Genomic DNA, 13,426 nt, shown 5'->3' with positions numbered 1-13,426 from the left:
CGGAGGTATACCCAAGTTCGGCTGAAGGGATCGGTCTTGAAAACCGACAGGGGAGTCAAATCCCGCGGGGGTTCGAATCCCTCTACCTCCTCCATTTTTTTAAAAAGCAACAAGTTGTTTTAAAGCAACCTTACATATTAGGAAGTAAAAAAACAGTATTCATGAAAACTTGATGCAAAATGATTCATTATTACCGTCGCGGGGTGGAGCAGTCCGGTAGCTCGTCGGGCTCATAACCCGAAGGTCGCAGGTTCAAATCCTGTCCCCGCAATCATTAGGTCCCGTGGTGTAGCGGTTAACATGCCTGCCTGTCACGCAGGAGATCGCGGGTTCGATTCCCGTCGGGACCGCCATTTTTTAGGCTCAGTAGCTCAGTCGGTAGAGCAAAGGACTGAAAATCCTTGTGTCGGCGGTTCGATTCCGTCCTGAGCCACCATTACAATTTCATATTACGGCGATTGTGGCGAAGTGGTTAACGCACCTGATTGTGGTTCAGGCATTCGTGGGTTCGATTCCCATCAGTCGCCCCATTTCGCGGGTGTAGTTTAGTGGTAAAACCTCAGCCTTCCAAGCTGATGATGAGGGTTCGATTCCCTTCACCCGCTCCAATATGGGCCTATAGCTCAGCTGGTTAGAGCGCACGCCTGATAAGCGTGAGGTCGATGGTTCGAGTCCATTTAGGCCCACCATATTTTATTGTTCCGCAGTAGCTCAGTGGTAGAGCATTCGGCTGTTAACCGAACGGTCGTAGGTTCGAGTCCTACCTGCGGAGCCATGGGGAAGTACTCAAGAGGCTGAAGAGGCGCCCCTGCTAAGGGTGTAGGTCGCGCGAGCGGCGCGAGGGTTCAAATCCCTCCTTCTCCGCCATTCGGCCCGTTGGTCAAGCGGTTAAGACACCGCCCTTTCACGGCGGTAACACGGGTTCGATTCCCGTACGGGTCATAAAAAGAAGCATACTTATGTATGCTTCTTTTTTTATGACTGTTTTTTCTTGAAGAGATGCGACAAGGTTGATGCAGTCTATTTACTTATTATAGATGTATTTAATCAATCCGATGTTTAATAAAGCTAATTCTATCTATTTAACCGATTGCGTAATGTGCATTCCTACCATAATGATCACTCCTATTCCTACTAATACTCTATCAATGTTAAGTTCGCTGAAGGCTGTGCAACAAAATAGCCTATTCCCCCCAGTGAAACAAACATTTCAGCAGCAATTACACCAACTAAGGACTGCCCGATTCCTAGACGTAATCCAGATACAATTTGGGGTAAAGAACCTGGAAGAGCGACCGTAAGGAAAGTTTGAAGCTGAGAAGCTCCGAAATTTGTACCATCCAGTGATTAGTCAGACGCCTATCCCTACGAAAGCAGCTAGAATGAATCCTACGAAAAAATTCTTAAGTGTGAATGCCAAATTTTCCAAAAGTACACCGCTTACAGCTAGTTGATATCCGACCTGTACCATTTGCAATGGAGAACTTAAAAATATAGGATTGATTACTCTAAATTGATAGAGTAACTCCCAAAAGATGAGTACACTTAAGAAGCTAATCAAACCTATATAGGGTGGTCAGCTACATCGTAGGAGTCTTTTTTCTATAAGTTTGATGTTTCCCTCTATAAAGGAAGAGACCTTTTATTAGGATGGGCATATAATATGTCTTCCGTCACTGAACGGTATCTTAATTTATAGAATATATAGGAGCCTGTAATCCTTTTACAAAAAAAAAGACCGCAAGTAAATTCAGAAGAATTTCTTGCGGTCTTTTTATATTTCACTCTTTACTCGAGATTTGCGTGTCGGCCATACATTTTATTCGTATCCAATCCCTTTTTATCCATTATCCTTAAAATGACGCTATCGAAGAAAAGTAAGAGAGTCTGCTCAAATAGAGAGCCCATCGGTTGGATTGTTTGGTAATGACCTTCCGACTGGTCTTTTGTTGAACCAGGCAACTTTATTGAGAAATCCGCCAATTTTCCAATGGTCGATTCGGGGGAAATTGTTACGGTCGCAATGGTTCCACCGATATTCGTTGCTTTCTCTGCTATGGAAATCAAACTTTTTGTTTCTCCCGAACCGGTTCCAAGGATTAAAAGGTCATCTTTTTCGAAGGTGGGGGTGACGGTTTCACCTAATACATATGCATCTATCCCCATATGCATCATTCGCATGGCAAAGGATTTACCCATCATCCCGGATCTTCCTGCACCTGCTACAAAAACTTTCTTTGCTTCAAGAATCCCATTAACCAGTTGTTCAGCTTCTTCGTCAGCTATTAAGTCTACTGAACGACTTAGCTCTTGTATGATTTTAGCCATATATTGTGAAGTCTGCATGTTAAATATTAGCCTTGTTTAATTAATTCTTGTATTTGGGCAGCTGTCCCTTTAATATCGGCTTGTCCAGTGATGCCTCCGCCAACAATGATAAGGTCAGGTTGTACTTTAATGACTTCCGGAAGTGTATCTAATTTTATGCCGCCTGCAATAGCCGTTTTTGCATTCTTTACAACGCGTTTAATGGTTTGAAGGTCCTCAAAAGAGTTTTTTCCAACAGCTTGAAGATCGTAGCCAGTGTGCACACAGATATAGTCGACGCCAAATGCATCCAATTCTTTCGCACGTGTTTCAAGATCTTTCACAGCGATCATATCAACAAGGATTTTTTTGCCTTGTTTTTTAGCTTCTTCAACAGCCCCTTTGATGGACATGTCTTCAGCTGCACCAAGAATCGTGATGATATCAGCGCCAGCTTCAGATGCCTTCATCACTTCGTAACCGGCTGCATCCATAATTTTAAGGTCAGCTAATACTTTTAAAGAAGGGAAAGCTTCTTTCATTTCTTTAACAGCCCGAAGCCCTTCATTAATAACTACCGGTGTACCGATTTCTACGATATCTATATATTCTTCCACCTGTTTAACCAATTCAATTCCTTCTTGAATGTTTACTAAGTCCAATGCCAATTGTAATTCCATTTATCCTTCACTCCCACTAGTATGTTTTAGTATGTTGCACAGTAAGTATGTACCTCTCACGTTCATTCAATGCACAGCAAGAAAATCATCTTGACTATACAATGTATCATATACTAAGTATAATATTTTTGTTAGTACGCACTTTTATTATACATAGTGTTAAAAAGTATACCATGGGATACAGGATTCTAAATATGGAGGTAATTCAGATGACAAGGCTAGAGAATAAAACATTCAATTGTGAGAAGGAATTGACCCTTTCTGTTATTGGGGGAAAATGGAAGATGCTTATTTTATGGCACTTAGGCAAGCAGGGGACCAAGCGTTTTGGTGAATTGAAGGCACTTATGCCGGGCATCACTCAAAGAATGCTGGTTAACCAGCTTCGAGAGCTGGAAGAAGATCTTATTGTTCATCGCGAGGTCTATCCAATCGTACCTCCCAAAGTGGAATACTCTCTGACAGAACAAGGAGAAAGCCTGATGCCGATTCTTGATTCGATGTATAATTGGGGTAAAAATTATATGGAGAATGTCGTTGGAGGGCAAGAAGATAGTAAAGAGAGTATCAAGTAGAAAAGGAGTTCTTTTAAGCATTATAAGGATAGCATTAAAAAAGTGCTGACCCCGTACAAAGTTCTGTACAAGGTCTGGCACTTTTTTATTTTTCATCTATATAGCTGTCTTTCTTCTTGTAAGGGATATCGCCCATTTTAGAATCAATCTTCCGGTCATCGAGCATGTCTTCGTATTCTTCTTTGTTCTCGTTGGATACGACTTGACGATTTTTTCCTTCTATATCATTGGCAGCATATCCTTCATAGTCTTCAGGGAATGTCTCGGTATCGTCTTCTGTATCATAAAGTTCGTTATAGCTTGTGCGATTATGCTGATAGTCTGCCGGAGTGTCTGATGTTCCGAATTGAGCTACTTCACCGAAACTGTCCTCTTTGACCGTATTTTCGTCGTCTGTATCTGAATGGCGCCTGTTCTCAAAGTTATCTCCCTTAGAAGGGATCAGGATATCTTCCTCGGCTGGCCTATATTCATCGGTCACGTCGTCATGGACTTTTTGTTCTGGTGTATGCTCGATACAATATAAGGTGGAAGGAACCACTTCAAGCCGTTCATATGGGATATCTTTGCCGCACTCCTTACAAACACCGTATGTTCCTTCTTTTATGGCTTCTAGGGCAAGATCGATTTTTCCGATTTCCTCTTCCGCGTGCTCATTGATGGCTTGATATCTTTCCTTGTCGAAAAGCTCGGTGCCTAAGTCGGCGGGGTGATTATCATAGGAAGAGATTTCGCCGGAAAAGTCGGTTTGTGCCTGTTTGGTCACGGTCTCATCATTCTTGATTCTTTGTTGAAGCTGCTCTTTTTCACTCAACAGCTCTTCTTTTAATTTCAAGATTTGTTTTTCGGTCGCCATTGGTTTCCTCTCCTTTTATCAGTACGATTATTGTTTATCGTTGTTTTTGTGTAGTTATTAGTAAGTACCCGAATCAGAGGGATGGGAAACAATAAAAAACCCCATGCACCATGCACGGGGTTTAAAGCTTTGTGTTTATTGAATGAAATAATGGATCAGTAAACCGATGAACATCAGCAAACCGAAGAACGTATTCGTTTGTGCCGTAGCTTTCATGGCTGGCACCATTGTGATGGCTTCCGTTTTACCTGCAAAGCCCTTGATGGCAGTCAGGGCCTTCGGAATGCTTAGGAAAGAAAGCAGGATCCAAGGCGTTACGTCTCCCAAGAGGATCAGTCCGACAACCCACACATAACAGAAGGCAAACATGACGGACATGAAAGTTAGTGCATTTTTCCTTCCCATAACGACAGGCATCGTTTTGCGGCCATGGGCTTTATCGCCGTCATGGTCCCGGAGGTTATTCGATAGATTGATCAACCCGACAAGAACACCGCTTGGTACGGCAATCAGGATGGCCAAGGAAGAAACCGTACCGGTCTGGATGAAGTAGGCGATCAAGATGATCAAGAAGCCCATGAATAGACCGGAAAAAAGTTCCCCGAATGGCGTGTATGAGATCGGCAGTGGACCTCCGGTATAGAGGTAGCCGACCAGCATGCAAACAAGGCCGACCGCGGCAATCCACCAAGATGAAGCGGCGCAAATATAGATTCCTAGTAAAAGGGAGATTCCGTACATGCTAAGGGCCAAGGTCATGATCAGTTTCGGGGTCATGCCATGACGGACGATACCGCCACCGATGCCGACCGATTCCTCGGTATCAAGGCCCCTTTTGAAATCATAGTATTCATTAAATAAGTTCGTTGCGGCTTGAATAAGGATGCTTGCGATCATCATGGCCGCAAATAATACCCAATTTACGTCATCCTCCAACAGGGCAATGACGGTTCCCAGCAAAACGGGAACAAACGCTGCAGTAAGTGTATGTGGACGAATTAACTCCCACCAGATTTTCCAGGTACGTTTAAGGGGAAGCTCGTCGTATTCTGTGTGCATTATTTCTCTCCTCAAAAATCATGATCAGTACCTTAAAATTATAACAAAGATTGAATTTGTTCACAAAAGGATATCCTATAAAAATATAGGAAAAGTGTCGCCGAGTGTCAAAGGGATTTGATGAACCAGGACTTCCAAATTAAAGGAGATGCTACATCATTATCTAAGAATCATATAATAAGGAAATAAGCAGGAACGCGTTTGTCGGTTCGAGGGTGGTTTAATTGACATGAGGTTAAATGGAGGTGTATCTTTAAATAGGTTAAAAAGCTTTTAAAATGTACGATTTGGGGGGATTTTTTTGGCTATCTCAAAAGAAACTGAACGGTTTCAGGGACTGGCTATGGCCATACAAAAGGCGAAGAACTTGAATGAACAAGTTCTATTCAGTCATATTAAGAAAATAGAGTGCAATAACCCCCTTTCATTTTATCAAGCTGGAAGAGAACGGTATAAGGGTGAGCGCTTCTTCTGGCAGGATCCCGCAAAAGATATAACCATTACTGGTTTAGGCAACGTTAAGAAAATCCAGGCGGCACCAAATGCCGACCGTTATAGAGAAGTTGAAATGAGCTGGATCAAGCTACAGAATGCTGCTGTCACAACAGGAGTGACTGATGTGGATGCGACCGGCCCTTTGCTATTTGGGGGCTTTTCTTTTGATTATGAAACCAACAGTTCGTCCCTATGGAATCAATTTGGGGACAATCTGTTCTATATACCTGCCTTCATGCTATCGATAGTGGAGGGGGAGGCCTACTTAACGACAAACCTACTTTGTTCGCCGGATGATTCAGAAAAACTCTTCATAGATATGATAAACGAAAGGGAAGCATTCCTTACTGAAAACGTGGATGATGGCGAAATACGAACCAATGTCTTTGTTGAACAGAAGGAAGTCGAACCTGAGGCATGGAAGAAGACCGTTGCACGGGCCGTTGAGGAAATTAAGACGACGGATCTTGATAAGATCGTTCTGGCAAGGGAATTGCGCCTTGTGTTTGAACGCTCCATCGATTCGAAACAGGTTCTGGAGCAACTGATTGCCGAGCAGCCGATGAGCTATATTTTCAGTTTGGAGGCAGGCGGTGACTGTTTTGTCGGTGCCACTCCTGAACGATTGATCAAAAAGCAGGGCAATGAAGTCTTTTCAACGTGTCTTGCCGGTTCGATGGGCCGGGGGAAAACCGAAGAAGAGGATACTCGTCTAGGGAATGAACTTCTTTTGGATCAAAAGAATCTACAAGAGCACCAGTATGTCGTTTCGATGATTTCCAATGCTTTTGAGGCCGTATGTGATGAGGTAACCATTCCATCAGGACCGAAGTTGATGAAGAACCGTCATATCCAGCATTTGTTTACACCGGTGAGTGGAACGTGTAAAGCGGATACGACTATTTTCGAGTGTGTCGAGAATCTCCATCCAACGCCGGCATTGGGGGGACTTCCAAAAGAGAAAGCTGTCACACGCATCCGGGAAATAGAAGGTCTCGACCGAGGCTTTTATGCGGGACCACTCGGTTGGGTGGATTCGAAGGGGAACGGGGAATTCGCGGTTGGAATCCGTTCCGCACTATTACAGGACAATGAGGCATCGCTTTTTGCAGGATGTGGCGTGGTAGAAGATTCAACACCGGAAAGTGAATTCCAGGAAACGGGGATTAAGTTCAACCCGATGTTAAGTGCTTTAGGAGGAAAAATGAATGAATGACCGAGATGCATTGACTGCCTATGCTGCTTCATTTGTCGATGAACTGGCACAAAATCGAATGAAGCATGTGGTCGTGAGCCCTGGTTCGCGGTCTACACCTCTCGCTTTATTGATGGTGGAACATCCTGATATTCAGGTACATATTAATGTCGATGAGCGTTCGGCGTCTTTTTTTGCTCTTGGATTGGCTAAGGCATTAAAAGAACCAGTCGGACTTCTTTGCACGTCCGGAACGGCTGCGGCGAACTTTCATCCTGCCGTCATTGAGGCTTTCTATTCAAGGGTGCCCCTGGTTGTCCTGACAGCTGATCGCCCCCATGAACTGCGGGATGTCGGAGCTCCACAGGCCATCGATCAAATCAATCTATATGGAAAGCAAGTGAAGTGGTTTGTCGAGATGGCACTTCCGGAGAGCAGTGATGAAATGATCCGGTATGTGAGGACCATTGGGGCCAGAGCGATAGCGACGGCATCCATGGAACCTTCAGGACCTGTCCACTTGAACTTCCCTTTACGTGAGCCACTCATTCCAGATTTAAAACAAGCCAAGGAATATAGGCAAAGTAAGGAAACGCCGACTGTGATGATCGATAGTGGGATACGCTCACTAACGGCCGCACAATTAGACGGATTGACCTCTACTTTGTCAAAAGCAAAACAAGGCATCATCGTGTGTGGGGAACTTAGGAACCCAGAGATGAAGGATGCCATCATCACATTAGCAGACAAGCTTGGGTTCCCGATACTGGCTGACCCGCTTTCTCAGTTACGGAGCGGCACACATGACAAAGACGCCATCATCGAGGCTTATGATACATTTTTGCGTGATGAAGCTGCCAAGGCTGCATTCCAACCGGATGTCGTGCTTCGATTCGGCTCGATGCCAGTTTCGAAGCCCCTGCTTTTATTCTTGAAAAAACAAAAGCAGGCTTTGACATTGGTCATCGATGGTGGTGCAGGATGGCGTGAACCGGCTGGATTGGCCACGAGCATGATCTATTGTGATGAAGTCGACTTTTGTCATCGCATCGGTGAAAAATTACCTGAAGCAACAGACAGAGACTGGCTTGGTTTGTGGCAATCCATCAATGGAGCGACGAAGAATGCCTTATCTTCCATCCAGGATGAATCGGAGTTGAGTGAAGGAAAGCTCTTTTCCTTACTCCAGGACATGATGCCGGTAGGTTCGACCATATTTGTCGGGAACAGTATGCCTATCCGGGATTTGGATACGTTCTTTTTAAACAACGAGAAAAGCATCAAGACGATGGCGAACCGTGGGGCAAACGGAATTGATGGTGTCGTTTCCACGGCAATCGGGGTGAGCACGGTTACCGAAAATACGGTGCTGGCCATAGGTGATTTAAGCTTTTTCCATGATATGAACGGATTGCTTGCAGCCAAACTGCAAAAGCAGAACATCACGGTCCTGTTGATCAACAATGATGGCGGAGGGATCTTCTCCTTCCTTCCACAGGCGAAAGAAAAGGAACATTTCGAAACGTTATTCGGAACGCCGCACGGACTTGATTTCTCCCATGCTGCTTTGCTTTATGGAGGGAAATATAACAAGGTGCGGAATTGGGATGAATTAAAACAAGTGTTCACGGATTCCTTTGAAATACCTGGATTGAAAATCATTGAAGTGCCTACAGAGCGGGAATCCAATATGCAAACCCATCGAAATTTGTGGAGTTTTGTTTCCCAGGAAATAAAACGGGTGCTTGATGGGGAAATTTCATGAAAATTGTCAGTGGAGATGTCACATATGCTGTTGAAATAGCGGGAAATGGTGAACCTATAGTATGTCTACATGGGTTCACCGGGAACCGGGATACATGGGACTTTCTTGTTCCCATGTTGCAGGACCGCTATTCTTTGATCATGGTTGATATCATCGGCCATGGGGAAACGATGGCGCCTGATGATTTCCAGCGGTATGGGATGGAGCAAGTAGCAAAGGATTTGAAGCTTATTCTAGAGAAATTGAAGCTGCGAAAAGCCCATATCCTTGGTTACTCGATGGGTGGCAGATTAGCATTGGCGTTCTCTTGCTTGTATCCAGAGTATGTTCATACATTGATGCTGGAAAGTTCCTCTCCGGGTCTAAGGACAGAAGAGGAGCGAGAACACCGCAGGGGCAACGATGCGAAGCTTGCCAAGCGAATCCTTGAACATGGCATGGAAGCGTTTGTCGAACAGTGGGAAAACATCCCGTTGTTTGAAACCCAAAAAAGGTTGTCCACAGATATACAAACTGCCATTCGACAGCAACGGCTCGCAAATACACCGATCGGTCTGTCGAACAGCTTGCTCGGCATGGGGACAGGAAACCAACCATCCTATTGGGAAAATCTTGAGACCCTGGATTTTCCCGTGTTGCTTGTGACAGGTGAATTGGATGAAAAATTCTGCCATATCGCTGAAATGATGCAAAGTCGATTGAAAAATGTCGAATGGAAAAAAATTAATGACGTCGGGCATGCAATTCATGTGGAAGATGGGCAAAAGTTTGGTAAAATAATAAATGGGTTTTTAAAGCGAAATTAAGGAGGAAATACGATGACAATTCAATGGGAAACTATTCGTGAATATGACGAAATTTTATACGAGAAGTATAATGGCATTGCAAAAGTATCGATTAACCGTCCGCATGTACATAATGCATTCACGCCAAAGACGACTGCAGAAATGATTGATGCTTTTGCTAGAGCACGTGATGATGCAAGCATCGGTGTTATCATTTTGACAGGTGTAGGCGGAAAAGCCTTCTGTTCAGGTGGAGACCAAAAGGTACGCGGGAATGGCGGATATGTTGGGGAAGATAATATCCCACGCCTGAACGTACTTGATTTACAACGCTTAATCCGTGTGATTCCAAAACCGGTCGTAGCGATGGTTGCAGGTTGGGCAATTGGCGGCGGTAATGTATTGAATGTCGTTTGTGACTTAACAATCGCTGCTGACAATGCGGTCTTCGGTCAAACTGGTCCGAACGTGGGAAGCTTCGATGCCGGTTACGGTTCAGGTTACCTAGCTCGTATCGTTGGACATAAGAAAGCGCGTGAAATCTGGTACCTATGCCGTCAATACAATGCACAAGAAGCATTGGATATGGGCTTAGTCAACACAGTTGTGCCTCTAGATCAATTAGAAGCCGAAACAGTTAAATGGTGTGAGGAAATGCTTGAGAAGAGCCCAACAGCGCTTCGTTTCTTAAAAGCAGCGATGAACGCCGATACAGATGGACTTGCTGGACTTCAACAACTTGCTGGAGACGCAACTCTTTTATACTACACAACAGATGAAGCAAAAGAAGGCCGCGACGCGTTCAAAGAAAAACGTGATCCAGACTTCGGACAATTCCCTCGTTTCCCTTAATGAAAAAAGTAAGAGAATGAGTGGTTAGATTAGGGGGCAGCTTGGCGGAATTATTCGTCGAGCTGTTTTCTATATACAAAGGAAAAGGAGAGGGCTCTTGGATGACTGAAGAGAAATTGCCGAATTGGCTGAAAAACCGTGCTCATTTATCACCTGACCGTCCGGCGATCGAGTTTGAAGGGAGCACGTATACGTTTCTTGAATTACATAGGTTGACGGAAAATATGGCGGGGAAATTGGCAGCTAGTGGGATAAAGGCTGGTGAACCATGCGCGGTTTTACTTCGGAATCATATTGATAGCGTCGTCATGATTCATGCACTCTTTTATTTGGGCGCGAAAATCGTGGTGCTCAATAATAAGCTGACGGTCAGGGAATTATCTTGGCAAATCAAGGACAGCGAGTCAATGAGGCTGATTTCGGAAGAAGGGTTTATCGAAAAGCTTTCCGGGATCCAATCGTTGCTTCCGGATGTAGAGGTTCTTTTAAAAGAAGAGTTGCCTGCCCAAGGAACCGCTGATGTACGCGATGACTTCTATCTGGAAGATACTGCGACGATCATGTATACATCGGGTACGACGGGCCATCCAAAAGGCGTCATCCAATCGTTCGGCAATCACTGGTGGAGCGCGGTCGGCTCCGTATTGAACCTTGGCTTGAGGGAAGAGGACAGCTGGTATTGTGCCGTTCCAATTTTTCATATAAGCGGGTTATCGATTCTGATGAAAAGTGTAATCTATGGAATGAAAGTCGTGTTGGTCGAGAAATTCGATGAACATGAGGCAAACCGGGCCATCTTGAATAATGGTGTGACGATGATATCGGTTGTGACGGCGATGTTGAATAGAATGCTGCATGACCTTGGTGCTGCGCGTTATCCGGAAACATTCCGCTGTGCACTGCTAGGCGGAGGCCCTGCACCTGTACATATGCTCGAAGCCTGCAGGGAAAAAGGAATACCCGTTTATCAGACCTACGGCATGACGGAAACAGCTTCGCAAATCGTGACACTTGCCCCGGAAAATGCGATGACAAAGGTTGGGTCTGCCGGTAAGGCCTTGTTCCCTTCCCAACTAAGGATAGAGAAGGACGGCAAGATATGCGGACCGGGTGTACCGGGTGAGATTGTCGTATCGGGTCCGAATGTAACGAAAGGCTATCTCAATCGTTTGGATGCGACAGAGCAAGCGATTTCAGGGGGCTGGCTTTACACGGGGGATCTGGGTTACCTTGATGAAGAAGGGTTTTTATACGTGCTTGACCGGCGTTCGGACTTAATCATTTCTGGAGGGGAGAATGTCTATCCAGCCGAGATTGAGAATGTCCTAAGTACGCACCCAGCCGTTTTCGAGGCGGGTGTCACCGGTATCGATCATGAAACATGGGGGCGGGTGCCGCTTGCTTTCGTTGTCAGGCATAAAGGCATGGAAGTTAGCGAAGCTGAGCTGTTGGCCCATTGCCGAGAGGGGCTAGCTGCTTATAAAATTCCCCGCAACGTATTATTTCTTGAAGAACTGCCACGCAATGGTGCAAGTAAGCTCTTGCGCAGGGAACTGAAGAAGCGATGGGGGGACCAGAAATGAAGTTGACATCCATCACTTTAAGGCTCGTGAAGGCCCCTTTAAAGCGGCCATTCACGACCCATCTGGAAACCGTGACGGAACGGGAAGTCATCGTTGTCGAAGCACGAGATCAAGATGGGGGTATTGGATACGGGGAGGCAGTGCCATTTTCGAGTCCATGGTACACCGAGGAAACGGTGAAAACCTGTTTTCATATGTTGGAGGACTTCCTGATTCCTAAGACGTTGGCATTCGATTTGACGCATCCCAATCAGCTTGCGGGCCTTTGGAGCGGTATCAGAAGGAATGCCATGGCAAAGTCGGCCTTGGAACAGGCAATCTGGGATTTGTATGCCAAGCAAGAGGGCATCTATCTCGGAAAGCTATTCGGGGGGGAACGAACCGAAGTGGATGCTGGGGTCGTCGTTGCCTCCGATCACATAGAGGATGCACTCCGGCAAATAGAGGAAGGCTTGGCGGTCGGCTATCGACGCTATAAAATCAAGATCAATCCAGCAAATGATACGGAATACCTGACGCAAATCCGGAGGGCCTATCCAGATATCCCCTTGATGGTGGATGCGAATTCGGCCTACTCGCTTTCGGATGTCCCTCACCTGCAAAAGCTGGATGACTTTCAGCTTATGATGATCGAGCAGCCTCTTGGGCATGATGATATCGTCGAACATGCCATTTTGCAAAAGCAGCTGAGGACACCGATCTGCCTTGATGAAAGCATCAATTCCTACCATGATGCGAAAAGTGCGCTGATGCTAAAGAGCTGCGGAGTGATCACGATCAAAATGGCGAAGGTCGGAGGTTGGTCCCAAGCGGTCAAAATCCATGATCTTTGTGTGGAGCAGGATATTCCCCTTTGGTGTGGTGGCATGATCGAGTTCGGCATATCACGTGCCCATAACCTTGCACTGGCCACGTTAAAGGGATTCACGATTCCGGGAGATATTTCTTCCTCGTCACGTTATTGGGAGCATGACATCATCGAACCGGAAGTCATCGTGAAAAATGGCGTCATTAAGGTTCCGGACAAACCGGGAATCGGTTTTGGCATCCGTGAGAAGAGGTTGGATGAACTGACAAGCTATAGGGTCGTTTATAAGTAATGAAAACCCCGATGCAATAGGGGGGAGATTATAGTGAGTAGATGAAGCTGTCATGGGGCAGCTTTTTTGCTATGGATAAAGGAGAGAACTGGATCGGTTTCCAGTTCGGCGACTCTATTACAATCGTAACTGGTTTTACCTTCCTCCTCATTTATCGATTGAATGATTAGTCCT

General features: G+C 45.4%; 13 protein-coding genes and 10 tRNA genes. 18 read left to right on the top strand and 5 right to left on the bottom strand.

Annotation, left to right across the window (positions count from 1 at the left end):
- Window position 1: 1 nt before the first annotated feature.
- The 10 genes from ACQKIC_RS02965 (at window position 2) to ACQKIC_RS02920 (ending at window position 942) form a co-directional block, all read left to right on the top strand.
- Window positions 2-94, top strand: a tRNA-Ser gene (locus ACQKIC_RS02965).
- Window positions 95-197: 103 nt separating this feature from the next.
- Window positions 198-271 (top strand) — tRNA-Met (locus ACQKIC_RS02960).
- A 6-nt stretch (window positions 272-277) separates the two neighbouring features.
- A tRNA-Asp gene (locus ACQKIC_RS02955) sits at window positions 278-353 on the top strand.
- A gap of 7 nt (window positions 354-360) precedes the next feature.
- Window positions 361-436: transfer RNA gene (locus ACQKIC_RS02950), tRNA-Phe, on the top strand.
- A gap of 18 nt (window positions 437-454) precedes the next feature.
- Window positions 455-530, top strand: a tRNA-His gene (locus tag ACQKIC_RS02945).
- Between the two features lie 4 nt (window positions 531-534).
- Window positions 535-608: transfer RNA gene (locus tag ACQKIC_RS02940), tRNA-Gly, on the top strand.
- Window positions 609-612: 4 nt separating this feature from the next.
- Window positions 613-689 (top strand) — tRNA-Ile (locus ACQKIC_RS02935).
- 11 nt (window positions 690-700) lie between these two features.
- Window positions 701-775 (top strand) — tRNA-Asn (locus tag ACQKIC_RS02930).
- Between the two features lies 1 nt (window position 776).
- Window positions 777-867 (top strand) — tRNA-Ser (locus ACQKIC_RS02925).
- Between the two features lie 3 nt (window positions 868-870).
- Window positions 871-942: transfer RNA gene (locus ACQKIC_RS02920), tRNA-Glu, on the top strand.
- A gap of 192 nt (window positions 943-1,134) precedes the next feature.
- Here the strand turns inward: ACQKIC_RS02920 and ACQKIC_RS02915 are convergent.
- From ACQKIC_RS02915 to hxlA, 3 genes are all read right to left on the bottom strand, one after another.
- Window positions 1,135-1,344: an ABC transporter permease subunit gene (locus tag ACQKIC_RS02915; protein WP_402957659.1), complete on the bottom strand. Its 210-nt coding sequence runs from the start codon at window positions 1,342-1,344 to the stop codon at window positions 1,135-1,137.
- Window positions 1,345-1,788: 444 nt separating this feature from the next.
- Window positions 1,789-2,346, bottom strand: a complete 558-nt coding sequence (hxlB, locus tag ACQKIC_RS02910; protein WP_427590969.1) for a 6-phospho-3-hexuloisomerase — start codon at window positions 2,344-2,346, stop codon at window positions 1,789-1,791.
- Between the two features lie 8 nt (window positions 2,347-2,354).
- On the bottom strand, window positions 2,355-2,987 hold the full coding sequence (gene hxlA / locus ACQKIC_RS02905; protein ID WP_402991865.1) for a 3-hexulose-6-phosphate synthase: 633 nt from the start codon (window positions 2,985-2,987) through the stop codon (window positions 2,355-2,357).
- Window positions 2,988-3,196: 209 nt separating this feature from the next.
- Here hxlA and ACQKIC_RS02900 point away from each other — a divergent pair, with 209 nt between their 5' ends.
- Window positions 3,197-3,562: a winged helix-turn-helix transcriptional regulator gene (locus tag ACQKIC_RS02900; RefSeq protein ID WP_402875234.1), complete on the top strand. Its 366-nt coding sequence runs from the start codon at window positions 3,197-3,199 to the stop codon at window positions 3,560-3,562.
- Window positions 3,563-3,647: 85 nt separating this feature from the next.
- On the opposite strand, the gene ACQKIC_RS02895 is transcribed toward ACQKIC_RS02900, so the two are convergent.
- Together ACQKIC_RS02895 and ACQKIC_RS02890 are read right to left on the bottom strand one after the other, a co-directional pair.
- The gene (locus ACQKIC_RS02895; RefSeq protein ID WP_427590968.1) at window positions 3,648-4,418 is read right to left on the bottom strand and encodes a TraR/DksA C4-type zinc finger protein; all 771 of its coding nucleotides are present in this window, start codon (window positions 4,416-4,418) and stop codon (window positions 3,648-3,650) included.
- A gap of 135 nt (window positions 4,419-4,553) precedes the next feature.
- Window positions 4,554-5,477, bottom strand: coding sequence for a 1,4-dihydroxy-2-naphthoate polyprenyltransferase (locus ACQKIC_RS02890; RefSeq protein WP_427590967.1), 924 nt, complete (start codon window positions 5,475-5,477; stop codon window positions 4,554-4,556).
- 301 nt (window positions 5,478-5,778) lie between these two features.
- Between ACQKIC_RS02890 and ACQKIC_RS02885 the strand changes: the two genes are divergently transcribed.
- The 7 genes from ACQKIC_RS02885 to ACQKIC_RS02855 all read left to right on the top strand — a co-directional run bounded on the left by ACQKIC_RS02885 (window position 5,779) and on the right by ACQKIC_RS02855 (window position 13,422).
- Window positions 5,779-7,188, top strand: coding sequence for an isochorismate synthase (locus tag ACQKIC_RS02885; protein WP_427590966.1), 1,410 nt, complete (start codon window positions 5,779-5,781; stop codon window positions 7,186-7,188).
- Complete coding sequence (gene menD / locus ACQKIC_RS02880) at window positions 7,181-8,932, top strand: 2-succinyl-5-enolpyruvyl-6-hydroxy-3-cyclohexene-1-carboxylic-acid synthase (RefSeq protein WP_427590964.1); 1,752 nt, start codon at window positions 7,181-7,183, stop codon at window positions 8,930-8,932. Before ACQKIC_RS02885 ends, menD begins: the two co-directional genes overlap by 8 nt.
- The gene (gene menH / locus ACQKIC_RS02875; RefSeq protein ID WP_402991853.1) at window positions 8,929-9,738 is read left to right on the top strand and encodes a 2-succinyl-6-hydroxy-2,4-cyclohexadiene-1-carboxylate synthase; all 810 of its coding nucleotides are present in this window, start codon (window positions 8,929-8,931) and stop codon (window positions 9,736-9,738) included. Before menD ends, menH begins: the two co-directional genes overlap by 4 nt.
- A 12-nt stretch (window positions 9,739-9,750) precedes the next feature.
- Window positions 9,751-10,569, top strand: a complete 819-nt coding sequence (gene menB, locus ACQKIC_RS02870; RefSeq protein ID WP_402991850.1) for a 1,4-dihydroxy-2-naphthoyl-CoA synthase — start codon at window positions 9,751-9,753, stop codon at window positions 10,567-10,569.
- Between the two features lie 101 nt (window positions 10,570-10,670).
- On the top strand, window positions 10,671-12,152 hold the full coding sequence (locus ACQKIC_RS02865; RefSeq protein ID WP_402991871.1) for an o-succinylbenzoate--CoA ligase: 1,482 nt from the start codon (window positions 10,671-10,673) through the stop codon (window positions 12,150-12,152).
- Window positions 12,149-13,252, top strand: a complete 1,104-nt coding sequence (menC, locus tag ACQKIC_RS02860; protein WP_427590963.1) for an o-succinylbenzoate synthase — start codon at window positions 12,149-12,151, stop codon at window positions 13,250-13,252. The genes ACQKIC_RS02865 and menC overlap by 4 nt, the downstream gene beginning before the upstream one ends.
- 41 nt (window positions 13,253-13,293) lie before the next feature.
- Window positions 13,294-13,422: a hypothetical protein gene (locus tag ACQKIC_RS02855; protein WP_403125310.1), complete on the top strand. Its 129-nt coding sequence runs from the start codon at window positions 13,294-13,296 to the stop codon at window positions 13,420-13,422.
- The last annotated feature ends 4 nt before the right edge of the window (window positions 13,423-13,426 follow it).

The sequence above is a fragment of the Peribacillus sp. NPDC046944 genome (assembly GCF_050272735.1).
GTDB lineage: Bacteria > Bacillota > Bacilli > Bacillales > DSM-1321 > Peribacillus.
This window is presented reverse-complemented; position numbering and strand designations above follow the sequence as displayed.

Bases quoted from the DNA above. Each gene is read 5' to 3' on its own strand.
- hxlB (WP_427590969.1), bottom strand. From the start codon at position 2,346: ATGCAGACTTCACAATATATGGCTAAAATCATACAAGAGCTAAGTCGT.
- hxlA (WP_402991865.1), bottom strand. From the start codon at position 2,987: ATGGAATTACAATTGGCATTGGACTTAGTAAACATTCAAGAAGGAATT.
- ACQKIC_RS02900 (WP_402875234.1), top strand. From the start codon at position 3,197: ATGACAAGGCTAGAGAATAAAACATTCAATTGTGAGAAGGAATTGACC.
- ACQKIC_RS02895 (WP_427590968.1), bottom strand. From the start codon at position 4,418: ATGGCGACCGAAAAACAAATCTTGAAATTAAAAGAAGAGCTGTTGAGT.
- ACQKIC_RS02890 (WP_427590967.1), bottom strand. From the start codon at position 5,477: ATGCACACAGAATACGACGAGCTTCCCCTTAAACGTACCTGGAAAATC.
- menD (WP_427590964.1), top strand. From the start codon at position 7,181: ATGAATGACCGAGATGCATTGACTGCCTATGCTGCTTCATTTGTCGAT.
- menH (WP_402991853.1), top strand. From the start codon at position 8,929: ATGAAAATTGTCAGTGGAGATGTCACATATGCTGTTGAAATAGCGGGA.
- menB (WP_402991850.1), top strand. From the start codon at position 9,751: ATGACAATTCAATGGGAAACTATTCGTGAATATGACGAAATTTTATAC.
- ACQKIC_RS02865 (WP_402991871.1), top strand. From the start codon at position 10,671: ATGACTGAAGAGAAATTGCCGAATTGGCTGAAAAACCGTGCTCATTTA.
- menC (WP_427590963.1), top strand. From the start codon at position 12,149: ATGAAGTTGACATCCATCACTTTAAGGCTCGTGAAGGCCCCTTTAAAG.
- ACQKIC_RS02855 (WP_403125310.1), top strand. From the start codon at position 13,294: ATGAAGCTGTCATGGGGCAGCTTTTTTGCTATGGATAAAGGAGAGAAC.